Here is a 12,457-nt window from a genome sequence, read left to right as displayed (position 1 = left end):
GACCTGAACATGAACGACATGACCGTTGCCCAGAAGGACAAGCTGATGGCCGACCTGCGCGTGGTGATCAGCGACGCCGAGGAACTGCTGCGCCTGGGCGCCGAGCAGACCGGCGCCAGCGCCACCGAATGGCGCGCCAAGGTCGAAGAGCGCATCAGCCGCGCCAAGCTGAAGCTGGAAGACCTGCAGGACAGCGCCGTGGCCAAGGCCAAGGCGGCCGGCCATGCGGCCGACGACTATGTGCATGAGCACCCCTGGAAGGCGATCGGCGCCGCCGCCGGCATCGGCCTGATCGTGGGCCTGCTGATCGGCCGGCGTTGACCCCGGTGGCCGGGCCGAACGGCATGCCGCCGCCCGAGCCTGGCCGCGGCCTGTTCCAGTCGCTGCAGCGTCTGCTGGCCACGCTGCTGGAGATCGTCCAGGTGCGCCTGGACCTCATCGCCAACGAGTTCGAGCAGGAAAAGCTGCGCATCTTCGACGCGCTGGTCTGGGCCGGCGTGGCCCTGCTGTTCATCGCCCTGGGCCTGCTGCTGGGCGTGGCCATGCTGGTGGCGCTGACGCCCGAGACCTGGCGCCCGCTGGTGCTGGCCCTGCTGACGCTGGGCTGCCTGGGCACCGGCGCCTACATGTTCAATGAGGCGCGGCGCCGCCTCGCCAACCCGGCGGGCGCCCTGCCCGACAGCCGGGCCGAACTGGCCCAGGACCGCGCCGGGCTCGACCCGACGCCGCCAGCCTGATGTTCTTCGACACCCAGCAGCACGCCCTGGCCGAACGTGGCCGTGCCCTGCAGACGCGCAGCGCGGCGCTGCGCGGCCAGCTGGCGGTGGATGCCCAGGTGCTGCGCACGCCGCTGGCCCTGGTCGACCAGGTGCGCCGGGGCTGGCAATGGCTGAAGGCCCATCCGCAATGGGTGGGCGTGGGCGTGGCCCTGCTGGTGCTGTGGCGGCCCCGCCGCGTGGCCTGGCTGGCCGGTCGCCTCTGGGCCGGCTGGCGGCTGTGGCAGCGCATGCACCGCTGGCGCGACCGGCTGGGCCCGGTGGCCGTGCAGCTGCTGGGCGCTGTCACAGGCCCGCTGGCCGCACGCGCAAGAAGCTGGCGAAGCGCGGTACCCCCGCCTCCGTGAGCCCGCGGTGGGCGAAGCTGATGCGCGTGCCCGGTGCGGGCGGCGCATCACGCTCGGCATCGCTGAAGCCGGTGCCGATCTGGAAGACATGGCCGCTGTCGCTGCGCACCCGCAGCGCGCCCAGCCGGCCGGCATGGCGGCCCTGGCCCGGCAGATGGGCCAGCACCACCGCCTCGGCATCCTGCAAGGGCTTGAGCTTGAGCATGCCGGCGCTGCGGCCACCGGCATACAGCGCATCTGCACGGCGCAGCACCAGGCCTTCGCCGCCGGCCTGCACCACCGCATCCAGTTTCTGCAGCAAGGCCGGGCGGTCGGCCACGGTGGCCTGCGGCGCCGCCTCCAGCGCGGGCTGGCCATGCTGGCGCAACAGGGCCTGCAACAGCGCATGGCGGCTGGCGAAGCCGCCCTCGGCCCAGGGCATGTCGAAGACCATGTAGCGCAGGGCCCGCCAGTCGGCGTCGCTGGCCTCGAGGCGGCGCACCAGGCCGGCGGTGGCCTCGAACTGGCCACGACCCAGCCACAACTCGCCATCCAGCGGCACCGGCGGCAGGCGCTGCAGGAAGCCGGCCGGCGCCGGCACCGGCAGGCCGCTGCGGAAGCGCAGCTGCCGGCCATCCCAGACCGCGCGCACGCCGTCGTACTTCTCGCTGACCAGGTAGCCGGCCGGCTGCAGGCCGTCGGGGGCGTCCTGCGCCAGCGGGATGCCGGCCATGGCCGCGTGCGCCGACTCGACCGGCAGCCAGGACCCGAAGGCGCTGCCCAGGGCGGCCGTCAGCAGCTGGCGGCGGGCGAGCGGACCGGTGTGGGGGACGAGGAACATGGCGGTCTCCGGCGGTTGGTGCAGTGCCACCAGTCTGCGCAGAGACGCTATCCGCAACCATCCCACCGGCGGCGGGGCAGGCGCCACCCGGAAGGGGGAAGCACCCGCCAGGCCGGGTCAGCGCGCCAGGTCGTCGAAGAAGGCCTTGGCGTTGAAGTCGCGGCCCAGGAAGTCCTTCACCAGCTGCTGCGGCGTCCGCTGGCTGCCCTGGGCCAGCACGGTGTCGCGGTAGCGGCGGCCCACGGCGGCGTCGAGCTTGTCGGCGCCGAAGGCGGTGCGCATGTCGCTGGCCACGACCTTGCTCCACAGGTAGCCGTAGTAGCCGGCGCTGTAGCCACCGGCGATGTGCGAGAAGCCGGCCGGGAACATGGTGCCGGCCACATGGCCCAGCGGGGTGGCGCCCTCCATCTGCGCCCACAGGGCCAGGGGATCCTGCGGCCTGGGGCCGTACAACGCCAGGTCATAGCTGGCATACAGGTGCTGGCGCGAATCGGCCACGCCCTGGCCGAAGCGGCGCGCCGCCACCGCCTTGTCCAGCAGCGCATCGGGCACCGGCTTGCAGCTGGGGCAGACCTCGGCCATCAGCGCCAGCACACGCTTGTCGTAGACCCAGTCCTCCAGCATCTGCGACGGTGCTTCGACAAAATCGCGCAGCACATTGGTGCCGGCCTGCTGCACATGGCGGGTGCGGCTGAGGTTGTTGTGCACCGCATGGCCCAGCTCATGCAGCAGGGTCTCCAGCTCGTCCAGCGTCAGGCCCTTGCGGTCGAAGTTGACCACCAGCGCCGCCTGCGGCTGGCGCTGCAGATCGGTGGACACGCCGCGCAGACCCCACACCGCGGCATGGTTGTACTTGCCCTCGCGCGGGTACAGGTCCACCCACAGCGAGCCCAGCGGTGCGCCGGTGGCCGCGTCGGTCACCGCATAGGTCTGCACCTCCGGGTGCCAGGCGGCGGCCTCCACGCGCTGGTAGCGCACACCCATCAGCTTCTCGACCAGGCGCAGCGTGAACTGCAGGCTCTCCTGCGGCGGGAAGTACTGTCGGAAGGCCTCCTGGTCGACGCTGTAGCGGGCTTGGCGCACCCGCTCGGTGTAGAAGCTCACGTCCCAGCGGTCCAGCCTGACCTGGGCCAGCGGCTGGCCCAGGTGGTCGGCCTTGGCCTGGCGCAGCTCTTCGATTTCCTTGAGCTCGCGCGCCTGCACCGCGGCCTTCACCTCACCCAGGAAGGCCTCGGCCTTGGCGGGCGATTCGGCCATGCGCCGCCGGGTGACGAACTCGGCCCAACTGCCTGCGCCCAGCAACTGGGCGTAGTCCTTGCGCAGCCGGGTGATCTCGGCCAGCAGCTTGAGGTTGGCCGCGCCGCCCTCGTCGGTCTTGGCGCGCCACATGCGCTCGCGGGCGGTGGCTGATTCCGCCAGCTGCATCAGCGGGCCGTAGGTGGGGTAGTCCACGCCCAGCTGCACGCGGCCCTGGGCGTCGCGCTTCGCGTCCTTCCACACCGCCTCGGGCACACCCTGCAGCTCGGCCACGGTGAAGGGCACGCGCACATTCGCGTCGCGGATGTGGCGGTCGAACTGCTGGCCCAGTTCGGCGATGCGGTCATTGAGTTGCTTGGCGCGGGCGCGTTGGGCCTTCGGCAGGTTGACGCCGGCATCGACGAAGTCCTGCAGCAGGTTCTTCAGCAGCAGGCGATCGGTCTCGTCGGCGGGCTGCACCTGGCGGGCGGCACGGTACAGCGCGGCATCCTGGGCCAGGCTGGAAAAGAAGCCATTCCAGCGCAGCTCGCAGGCCTCGGCGGCACTGCGCACCGCCTTGTCGGGGTGCACATGGGCCAGGAAGGCCAGGCGGTAGGCCCAGTCTTCCAGCCGGGCGGCAAAGCTGTCCTGCGCGCGCAACCACTGGGCATCGCCGGGCAGGCGCTGCAGCCGCTTGAGCGCCGCGCGGGCCTGGCCCAGGTTCTGCTGGCAGGCGGTGCTGACAGCCTGCGGACTGTTCACCGGCTGCCACGCGGGGGCGGGGCCCGACAGTGCATCGGGCACAGCGGCCTGCGTGCCGCCGCTCAAGGTGATCAGCAGGGCGGCGAGGCCGGCAAGGCGGGGCAGTGGGTGCATGGGCGGCAACGGGAGAGACACCGCAGGGGCGCGGCGCGGCCGATTCTGCATGCGCCCTGCCCGGTCCGGCGCCGTCTGCGACGAAACGCCGCCAGCTGCCGAAGGACGGCCGTGGCCGCCACTCAGGCCGGTGTCACCAGCTCCCGGATCTGCTGCAGGGCGCTGGGGTCCTCGATGGTCGTCAGGTCGCCCGGGTCGCGCAGCTCGCACACCGCCTGGATGGCCCGCCGCAGCAGCTTGCCCGAGCGGGTCTTGGGCAGGCCGCTGACGAAGCGCACCCGCGCCGGCCGTGCCACCGCGCCCAGCTGGCTGTCGACCAGCTTCATGATCTCGCCCTCGAGTGCCAGCGCGTCGGCCGGCGACGCGGCACTCGCCGGGTCCTTCAGCACCGCGAAGGCCATCGCCACCTGGCCCTTGAGGTTGTCGGCCACGCCCACCACCGCCACCTCGGCCACGTTGGGGTGGCTGGAGATGCTTTCCTCGATCTCGCGCGTGCCCAGGCGGTGGCCGGCCACGTTGATGACGTCGTCGGTGCGTCCCAGGATGTAGAAGTAGCCATCGGCATCCTTCACGCCCCAGTCGAAGGTGCTGTACATGGTGCGCTTGTGGATGCTCTGCCAGTAGGTCTTCACATAGCGCTCGTCGTCGCGCCAGATGGTCTGCAGGCAGCCCGGGGGCAGCGGGCCTTCCACCGCGATCACGCCCTTCTTGCCGGGCTCGGTGATCTCCTCGGCGGTGGTCTCGTCGATCAGCCGCACATCGAAGCCGTACACCGCCTTGCCGGGCGAGCCGAACTTGGTGGGTGCGGGCTCCACGCCGTTGCAGATGGCCAGGATCGGCCAGCCGGTCTCGGTCTGCCAGTAGTTGTCGATGATCGGCTTGCCGATGGCCTGCGAGATCCAGGTGGCGGTGGGCTCGTCCAGCGGCTCGCCGGCCAGGAACAACGCCTTCAGGCTCGACAGGTTGTACCTGGTCAGGAAAGCCGGGTCCTGCTTCTTCAGCACCCGGGCGGCGGTGGGCGCGCTGAACATCACGCTGACCTTGTACTTCTCCACCAGGCTCCACCACACGCCGGCATCGGGCCGGGTGGGCAGGCCCTCGTACATGATCGTGGCCATGCCGGCGATCAGCGGGCCGTAGATGATGTAGCTGTGGCCCACCACCCAGCCGATGTCGCTGGTGCTGAAGTAGGTCTCGCCCGGCTGGCCCATGTAGATGTGCTTCATCGACGCGGCCAGGGCCACGCAGTAGCCGCCGGTGTCGCGCTGCACCCCCTTGGGCTTGCCGGTGGTGCCGCTGGTGTAGAGGGTGTAGCTGGGTTCGCTGGACTCCAGCCAGACGCAGGGCACCTGGGCGTCGATGTGCCTGGCGCGCAGTTCGGCATAGTCGGCATCGCGCCCGGCCACGCGGCTGAACGGCGCCAGGCCGCGGTCGACCATCAGCACCGCAGCGGGCTTGTGCTTGGCCAGCGTGATCGCCTCGTCGAGCAGCGGCTTGTAGGGCACCACCTTGCCGCCGCGGCTGCCCGCGTCGCTGCTGACGATGACCGTGGGCTCGGCATCGTCGATGCGGGTGGCCAGGCTGTGGCTGGCGAAGCCGCCGAACACCACCGAGTGGACGGCACCGATGCGGGCGCAGGCCAGCATGGTGAACGCCGCCTCGGCCGTCATCGGCATGTAGACCAGCACCCGGTCACCTTGCTTCACGCCCAGATCCTGCAGGATGGCGGCCATGCGCTCGACCTCGCGCTGCAGCTGGCGGAAGCTGTAGACCACTTCCTGGTCAACCTCGGTCGACACCCAGATCAGCGCAGGCGCATCCGGCCGCTGGGCGGCATGGCGGTCCACCGCGTTGTGGCACAGGTTGGTGCGGCCGCCGACGAACCAGTGCGCAAACGGCGGGCGGCTGTACGCGCACACCTGGCTGAACGGGGTTTCCCAGTCGATCAGCGCGGCCTGCTCGCGCCAGAAGCCGTCGCGGTCGTCGATGGAGCGGCGGTGGAAGTCGGGATAGTGGGCCATGGGTTGTCTCCTGCAGATTGCCGTCCGGCTAGGCGGCCGGGTTTGACGATGATTGCAAGGCCTGGCACTGACGACACACTGACTGCCAACCGACGCGGCCGCCCCCCTCGGATCGGGTGGTATCCTCCGCGGTGATGACACCCGTTGCACGTGCCCCTGCCCGCCTGCGCGCCATTCTGGCTGCGATCGGCGTGGCCCTGGGCGGCGTCGGGGTGCAGGCGGCGCCGGAGACCGCGCCCGCCACGGCGGCGGCACCGGCCGCCAACGGGCTGACCGACCCGATCATGAACCTGCTGGGCGAACGTGGCCTGCTGCGCCCGCTGGGCTCGGCCGCGTTGGTGGAGACCATGCGCAACTCGGTGCGCGACACCGCGTCCGACCTGGTCATGACGGCGATGAACTTCCTCGGCGTGCCCTACCGCATGGGCGGCAACAGCGAGCAGTCGGGCTTCGACTGCAGCGGCTTCACCCGCCACATCTTCGAGAACAGCATCGGCCTGGTGCTGCCGCGCCGCGCCGACGAACAGGCCACCAGCGCCGGCCTGCTGAGCATCCACCGCGCCGAGCTCAAGCCCGGCGACCTGGTGTTCTTCAACACCATGCGGCGCACCTTCTCGCATGTGGGCATCTACGTGGGTGACGACAAGTTCATCCACTCGCCCCGGGCCGGCGGTGCGGTGCGCATCGAGGACATGCGCGATTCCTACTGGGCCCGCCGCTTCACCGGCGCGCGCCGCGCCGATCTGAGCGTGGCCACCCAGCCCCTGCCCACCACCCGCTGAGGCGCTGAACCCGCACGGCGCGCCGGCGCGCTGCTGCACGGCACAATCCGCGGTCATGGGCGAAACCGTCATCCCGCTGGCCGACCTGCGCTATGCCGCACCGGTGCCGGCCATTCCCGCACGGGCCATCCCGGCCACCGGCCTGCTGGCCGACGCACTGGGCAGGCCATTGCGCGACCTGCGCATCTCCGTGACCGACCGCTGCAACTTCCGCTGCAGCTACTGCATGCCCAAGGAGATCTTCGACCGGGACTATGTCTTCCTGCCGCAGACCAGCCTGCTGAGCTTCGAGGAGATCACCCGCCTGGCGCGGATCTTCGTCGCCCACGGCGTGCAGAAGATCCGCCTGACCGGTGGCGAGCCGCTGCTGCGCAAGGGGCTGGAAGCGCTGATCGCGATGCTGGCCGACCTGCGCACGCCCGACGGCGACCGGCTGGACATCACGCTGACCACCAACGGCTCGGTGCTGGCACGCAAGGCCGCCGCCCTGCACGCAGCCGGCCTGCAGCGGGTGACGGTCAGCCTGGACGGGCTGGACGACGCCACTTTCCGGCGCATGAACGATGTCGACTTCCCGGTGGCCGATGTGCTGGACGGCATCCGCGCGGCCGATGCCGCCGGCCTGGGGCCGATCAAGGTCAACATGGTGGTCAAGCGCGGCACCAACGACCAGGAAATCCTGCCGATGGCGCGCTACTTCCGCGACCAGTTCGGCGGCCGCATCGTGCTGCGCTTCATCGAGTACATGGACGTGGGCGCCAGCAACGGCTGGCGCATGGACGAGGTGCTGCCCTCGGCGGCGGTGCTGCAGCGCCTGCAGGCCCTGGGCGAGCTGCGCCCGCTGGACCCCACCGTGCCCGGCGAGACGGCCGAGCGCTGGGCCTGGGCCGATGGCCGCGGCGAGATCGGCCTGATCAGCAGCGTGACCCAGGCCTTCTGCCACGACTGCAACCGCGCCCGCCTGTCCACCGAGGGCAAGCTGTTCCTCTGCCTGTTCGCCACCCGCGGCCATGACCTGCGCGCCCTGCTGCGCAGCGGCGCCAGCGATGCCGACATCACCAGCGCGCTGGCGGCGGTGTGGGCCGGGCGCGACGACCGCTATTCCGAGCTGCGCGCCGCCCAGCCCGCCGCACCGGCCGGCGGCGAGCGCCGGGTCGAGATGCACTACATCGGCGGGTGAGCACCATGCAATCGCTCGACGACATCGCCGCCTGCGTGGCCGGCTACGACTCCAATGCCCTGCCGGTGGCGCAGGCGCAGGACTTCATCGCCCGCCTGGTGCCGCGGGTGCAGGCGGTGGAAAGCCTGGCCATCCGCGCCGCGCTGGGCCGGGTGCTGGCGCGCGACATCGTCTCGCCCATCCATGTGCCGTCGCACGACAACGCGGCGATGGACGGCTATGCGCTGCGCGCCGCCGATCTGGCGGCCGACGGCGACACCCTGCTGGCCGTGGCCGGCACCGCGCTGGCCGGCGAGCAGTTCCGCGGCGCCGTGGGGCCCGGCGAGGGCGTGCGCATCATGACCGGCGCGGTGATGCCCGCCGGCCTGGACACGGTGGTGCCGCAGGAGTTCACCCGCCCGGCCGCCGACGGCCGCGTCTGCATCCCCGCCGGCACGGTTTCGGCCGGCGACAACCGCCGCCTGGCCGGCGAAGACCTGGCCCGCGGTGAGGTGGCGCTGGCCGCCGGCCGCATCCTCACGCCGGCCGACCTGGGGCTGCTGGCCTCGCTGGGCCAGGCCGAGGTGCCGGTGTTCCGCCGGTTGCGGGTGGCCTTCTTCTCCACCGGCGACGAACTGCGCTCGATCGGCGAGCCGCTGGACGAAGGCTGCGTCTACGACAGCAATCGCTACACCCTGTGGGGCATGCTGCAGCGCCTGGGCGTCGATCTGGTCGACATGGGTGTGGTGCCCGACAACCCGGATGCGCTGCGCGAGGCCTTCACCCAGGCGGCGGCCAGCGCCGATGCGGTGATCACCTCGGGCGGCGTCAGCGTCGGCGAGGCCGACCACACCAAGCAGGTGATGAAGGCGCTGGGCGAGGTGCTGTTCTGGAAGATCGCGATGCGGCCGGGCCGGCCGATGGCGATTGGCCGGTTGCAGCCACCCGGCCAGGCCAGGCCGGCCATGCTGTTCGGCCTGCCCGGCAACCCGGTGGCGGTGATGGTGACGTTCTACGCCTTCGTGCGCGATGCGCTGCTGGCGATGAGCGGCGCCACGCCGCAGCCGCTGCCGCTGCTGCGCGCCGTCAGCACCGAGGCGCTGCGCAAGAAGCCGGGCCGCACCGAGTACCAGCGCGGCATCCTGACGCCGATGGCCGACGGCCGCTGGCAGGTGCAGATCACCGGCGCCCAGGGCTCGGGCATCCTGCGCAGCATGAGCCAGGCCAACGGCATGGTGGTGCTGCACCACGGCCAGGGCAGCGTGGCCGCCGGTGACCTGGTCGACGTGATCCCCTTCAACGGCCTCATTTAGGCCGTTGATTCAGTCGGCGCCGGCCTGGGTCGGCACGGCGTGCAGGACGGGCGGCGTGTCGTCGCGCTCGACCGTGGTGATCTCGCCGGGCACACGGCGGCGGGCGAACAGGGTGTAGACCGTGGGGACCACGAAGATCGTCAGCAGCGTGCCCACCGACATGCCGCCCACGATCACCCAGCCGATCTGCTGGCGGCTTTCGGCACCCGCGCCGGTGGCCAGGGCCAGCGGCAGCGCGCCCAGCACCATCGCGCCGGTGGTCATCAGGATCGGCCGCAGCCGCAGGCTGGCACCCTCGACCACCGCCTCGAAGGTGCTGCGGCCCTGCTGGCGCAGCTGGTTGGCGAACTCGACGATCAGGATGCCGTGCTTGGTGATCAGGCCCACCAGCGTGATCAGGCCGATCTGGCTGTAGACGTTGAGCGTGCCGCCGGTCAGCTGCATCGCCCCCAGCGCACCCACCATCGACAGCGGCACCGACAGCAGGATGATGAGCGGGTCGACGAAGCTCTCGAACTGCGCCGCCAGCACCAGGAAGATGAACAGCAGCGCCAGCACGAAGACCAGGCCCAGCGCGCCGCTGGACGCGCGGTACTCGCGCGAGACACCGTTGAGCTCGGTGGCGTAGCCCGGCTTGAGCACCTTGGCCGCCGTCTCGTCCATGAACTTCAGCGCATCGCCCAGGGCATAGCCCGGCGCCAGGTTGGACGTGATCGACACCGAGCGGCGCTGGTTGAAGTGGTTCAGCTCCCGCGGGCTCACCGATTCACGCACCTTCACCAGGCTGGACAGCGGCACCATCACGTCGTTGCGGCCGCGCACGAACAGCTTGTCGATGTCCTCGGGCCGGGTGCGGCCGCGGGTCTCGGTCTGCACGATCACGTCGTACTGCTCGGCATCGCGCTTGTAGCGGGTGACCGAGCGGCCACCCAGCATGGTCTCCACCGTGCGCGCCACCTGGTCGACGGCCACGCCGGCATCGGCCGCGCGGTCGCGGTCGACCTCGAGGAACAGCTCGGGCTTGTTCAGCCGCAGGTCGGTGTCGGGCTGCACGAAGCCGGGGTTCTTGGCCATCTCGGCCAGGAACTGCTGCGCCACCCGCGACAGGTTCTCGTAGCTGTCGCTGGTGACGATCACATAGTTGATCGGCCGCTCGCGGAAGCCCTGGCCCAGGCTGGGCGGGGTGATCGGGAAGGCGGTGACGCCCGGCAGCCCGGCCAGCTTGGGTTGCAGCTCGCGGGCGATCTGCTGCGTGCTCTTGCTGCGCTCGGACCAGTCGACCGAGCGCATGATCACGGCGCCCTGGGCCACCGACGGGTTGCCGGCGAACATGAAGATGCGGTCGAGCTCGGGCGTGTCCATCGCCGCCTTCTCGACCACGCGCAGGTAGCGGTCGGTGTACTCCAGCGTGGACCCATCGGGCGCGCTGATGTTGGTGAAGATGACGCCGCGGTCCTCCATCGGCGCCAGCTCGCTCTTGGTGTTGATGAACAGCCACCAGCTGCCCGCGCCCGAGGCCAGCATCACCAGCACCACCAGCCAGCGCTGGCCCAGCACCCAGCGCAGCGCGCTGCCGTAGCCGGCGCTCACGCCCAGCAGCACCCGCTCCATGCCGCGGTCGAAGCGGTTGGGCGTGGGGTTGTGCTTCAGCAGCTTGCTGCACATCATCGGCGTGAGCGTCAGCGCGACGAAGCCCGACACCAGCACCGCACCGGCCAGCGCCAGCGCAAATTCGACGAACAGCCGCCCGGTGCGCCCGGGCGTGAAGGCCAGCGGCGCGAACACCGCGGCCAGGGTCAGCGTCATCGCCACCACGGCGAAGCCAATCTCCTTGGCGCCCTTCAGCGCGGCCTGGAACGGCTCCAGTCCTTCCTCGATGTGGCGGTAGATGTTCTCCAGCACCACGATGGCGTCGTCCACCACCAGGCCGATGGCCAGCACCAGCGACAGCAGCGTCAGCGTGTTGATCGAGAACCCGGCCAGCGCCATCAGCGAGAAGGTGCCGATCAGGCTGACCGGGATGGTGACCAGCGGAATGATGCTGGCGCGCAGCGTGCGCAGGAAGACGAACACCACCAGCGCCACCAGCACCACCGACTCGGCCACCGTGCGGTACACCGATTCGATCGACCGGGCGATGAACACCGAGTTGTCGTTGGCCACCTCCACCTTCACGCTGGCGGGCAGCTCCTGCTGGATGCGCGGCAGCAGGTCGCGCACGCCGCCGGCCACGTCCAGCGGGTTGGCGGTGGCATTGCGGATCACGCCCACGCTCATCGCCTGGCGGCCGTTGAAGCGCACGATCGACCGCTCGCTGGCGGCGGCCTGCTCGATGCGGGCCACGTCCTTCAGCCGCACGGTGAAGCCGTTGACGGCCTTCAATGACACCTCGGCGAACTGCGCCTCGGTGTTGAGGTCGGTGCGGGCGGTGACGCTGAATTCACGCTGCCGGCTCTCGATGCGGCCGGCCGGCACCTCCAGGTTCTGGCGGCGCAGCGCGTCTTCCACGTCCTGCACCGTCAGGCGGTAGGCGCTCAGCTTGTCCGGATCGAGCCAGATCCGCATCGCGTACTTGCGGTCGCCGTTGAGCTGCACATCGGCCACGCCGGGCACGGTCTGCAGCCGCGGCTTGACGATGCGGTTGACCAGGTCGGTCACCTGCAGCGGCGACATGGTCTCGGTGGAGAAGGTCAGCCACAGCACCGGCGTGGCATCGGCCTCGACCTTGGCGATCACCGGCTCGTCGATGGCGTCGGGCAGGCGGGCGCGCACCCGCGAGACGCGGTCGCGCACATCGGCGGCGGCGGAGTCCGGGTCCTTGCTGAGCTTGAAGCGGGCGGTGATCTGGCTCTGCTCGGCGCGCGAGATCGAGGTCAGGATCTCGATGCCGTCGATCCCGGCGATGGAGTCCTCGACCACCTTGGTGACCTGGGACTCGATCACCTCCGACGAGGCACCGGCCAGCCGGGTGGTGACGTTGACCACCGGCTCGTCGATGCGCGGGTACTCGCGGGTGGACAGCTTGGTGAACGACACCGCGCCCAGCAGCACCAGCAGCAGCGACAGCACGGTGGCGAACACCGGCCGGCGGATCGAGATTTCGGACAGCTTCATGGCGGGCTCCGGC

At 70.8% G+C, this 12,457-nt stretch carries 10 protein-coding genes; 6 read left to right on the top strand and 4 right to left on the bottom strand.

The features are described 5' to 3' along the window. Positions 1-9: 9 nt before the first annotated feature. The 3 genes from FFT10_RS12445 to FFT10_RS12435 are packed head-to-tail and all read left to right on the top strand — an operon-like array spanning position 10 to position 1,123. Positions 10-321, top strand: a complete 312-nt coding sequence (locus FFT10_RS12445) for an ElaB/YgaM/YqjD family protein (RefSeq protein ID WP_137733141.1) — start codon at positions 10-12, stop codon at positions 319-321. A gap of 5 nt (positions 322-326) precedes the next feature. Beyond that, entirely contained in the window at positions 327-737 is a 411-nt protein-coding gene (locus FFT10_RS12440) for a phage holin family protein (protein ID WP_228027091.1), read from the top strand. Beyond that, positions 737-1,123, top strand: coding sequence for a YqjK-like family protein (locus FFT10_RS12435; RefSeq protein ID WP_137733139.1), 387 nt, complete (start codon positions 737-739; stop codon positions 1,121-1,123). Before FFT10_RS12440 ends, FFT10_RS12435 begins: the two co-directional genes overlap by 1 nt. Here the strand turns inward: FFT10_RS12435 and FFT10_RS12430 are convergent. The 3 genes from FFT10_RS12430 to FFT10_RS12420 form a co-directional block, all read right to left on the bottom strand. Further along, positions 1,062-1,943 (bottom strand): DNA ligase, encoded by an 882-nt coding sequence (locus tag FFT10_RS12430; RefSeq protein WP_137733138.1) that lies wholly within the window; start codon positions 1,941-1,943, stop codon positions 1,062-1,064. The two genes, FFT10_RS12435 and FFT10_RS12430, sit on opposite strands and share 62 nt — an antisense overlap. Before the next feature lie 117 nt (positions 1,944-2,060). Then, the gene (locus FFT10_RS12425; RefSeq protein WP_137733137.1) at positions 2,061-4,055 is read right to left on the bottom strand and encodes a M3 family metallopeptidase; all 1,995 of its coding nucleotides are present in this window, start codon (positions 4,053-4,055) and stop codon (positions 2,061-2,063) included. 122 nt (positions 4,056-4,177) lie between these two features. Continuing rightward, entirely contained in the window at positions 4,178-6,217 is a 2,040-nt protein-coding gene (locus tag FFT10_RS12420; RefSeq protein ID WP_265575338.1) for a propionate--CoA ligase, read from the bottom strand. Here FFT10_RS12420 and FFT10_RS12415 point away from each other — a divergent pair. Genes FFT10_RS12415 through moeA form a run of 3 tightly spaced genes read left to right on the top strand, consistent with a single transcriptional unit; the run spans position 6,211 to position 9,330 of the window. Continuing rightward, positions 6,211-6,858 (top strand): C40 family peptidase, encoded by a 648-nt coding sequence (locus FFT10_RS12415; RefSeq protein ID WP_137733135.1) that lies wholly within the window; start codon positions 6,211-6,213, stop codon positions 6,856-6,858. The genes FFT10_RS12420 and FFT10_RS12415 overlap by 7 nt on opposite strands. A gap of 55 nt (positions 6,859-6,913) precedes the next feature. After that, on the top strand, positions 6,914-8,038 hold the full coding sequence (gene moaA, locus FFT10_RS12410; protein ID WP_137733134.1) for a GTP 3',8-cyclase MoaA: 1,125 nt from the start codon (positions 6,914-6,916) through the stop codon (positions 8,036-8,038). A gap of 5 nt (positions 8,039-8,043) precedes the next feature. Beyond that, the gene (gene moeA / locus FFT10_RS12405) at positions 8,044-9,330 is read left to right on the top strand and encodes a molybdopterin molybdotransferase MoeA (RefSeq protein WP_137733133.1); all 1,287 of its coding nucleotides are present in this window, start codon (positions 8,044-8,046) and stop codon (positions 9,328-9,330) included. Between the two features lie 9 nt (positions 9,331-9,339). Here the strand turns inward: moeA and FFT10_RS12400 are convergent, their stop codons facing one another. Beyond that, a complete protein-coding gene (locus tag FFT10_RS12400; RefSeq protein ID WP_137733132.1) occupies positions 9,340-12,444 on the bottom strand; it encodes an efflux RND transporter permease subunit in 3,105 nt (1,034 codons plus the stop codon). Positions 12,445-12,457 lie beyond the last annotated feature (13 nt).

The organism is Pseudaquabacterium pictum, from assembly GCF_005403045.1.
In the GTDB taxonomy this organism is placed as follows: domain Bacteria; phylum Pseudomonadota; class Gammaproteobacteria; order Burkholderiales; family Burkholderiaceae_C; genus Pseudaquabacterium; species Pseudaquabacterium pictum.
Note: the sequence above shows the minus strand (reverse complement) of the source record. Positions and strands in the feature narration are given on the sequence as shown.

Bases quoted from the DNA above. Each gene is read 5' to 3' on its own strand.
- FFT10_RS12430 (WP_137733138.1), bottom strand. From the start codon at position 1,943: ATGTTCCTCGTCCCCCACACCGGTCCGCTCGCCCGCCGCCAGCTGCTG.
- moaA (WP_137733134.1), top strand. From the start codon at position 6,914: ATGGGCGAAACCGTCATCCCGCTGGCCGACCTGCGCTATGCCGCACCG.
- FFT10_RS12400 (WP_137733132.1), bottom strand. From the start codon at position 12,444: ATGAAGCTGTCCGAAATCTCGATCCGCCGGCCGGTGTTCGCCACCGTG.
- FFT10_RS12445 (WP_137733141.1), top strand. From the start codon at position 10: ATGAACGACATGACCGTTGCCCAGAAGGACAAGCTGATGGCCGACCTG.
- moeA (WP_137733133.1), top strand. From the start codon at position 8,044: ATGCAATCGCTCGACGACATCGCCGCCTGCGTGGCCGGCTACGACTCC.
- FFT10_RS12435 (WP_137733139.1), top strand. From the start codon at position 737: ATGTTCTTCGACACCCAGCAGCACGCCCTGGCCGAACGTGGCCGTGCC.
- FFT10_RS12425 (WP_137733137.1), bottom strand. From the start codon at position 4,055: ATGCACCCACTGCCCCGCCTTGCCGGCCTCGCCGCCCTGCTGATCACC.
- FFT10_RS12415 (WP_137733135.1), top strand. From the start codon at position 6,211: ATGACACCCGTTGCACGTGCCCCTGCCCGCCTGCGCGCCATTCTGGCT.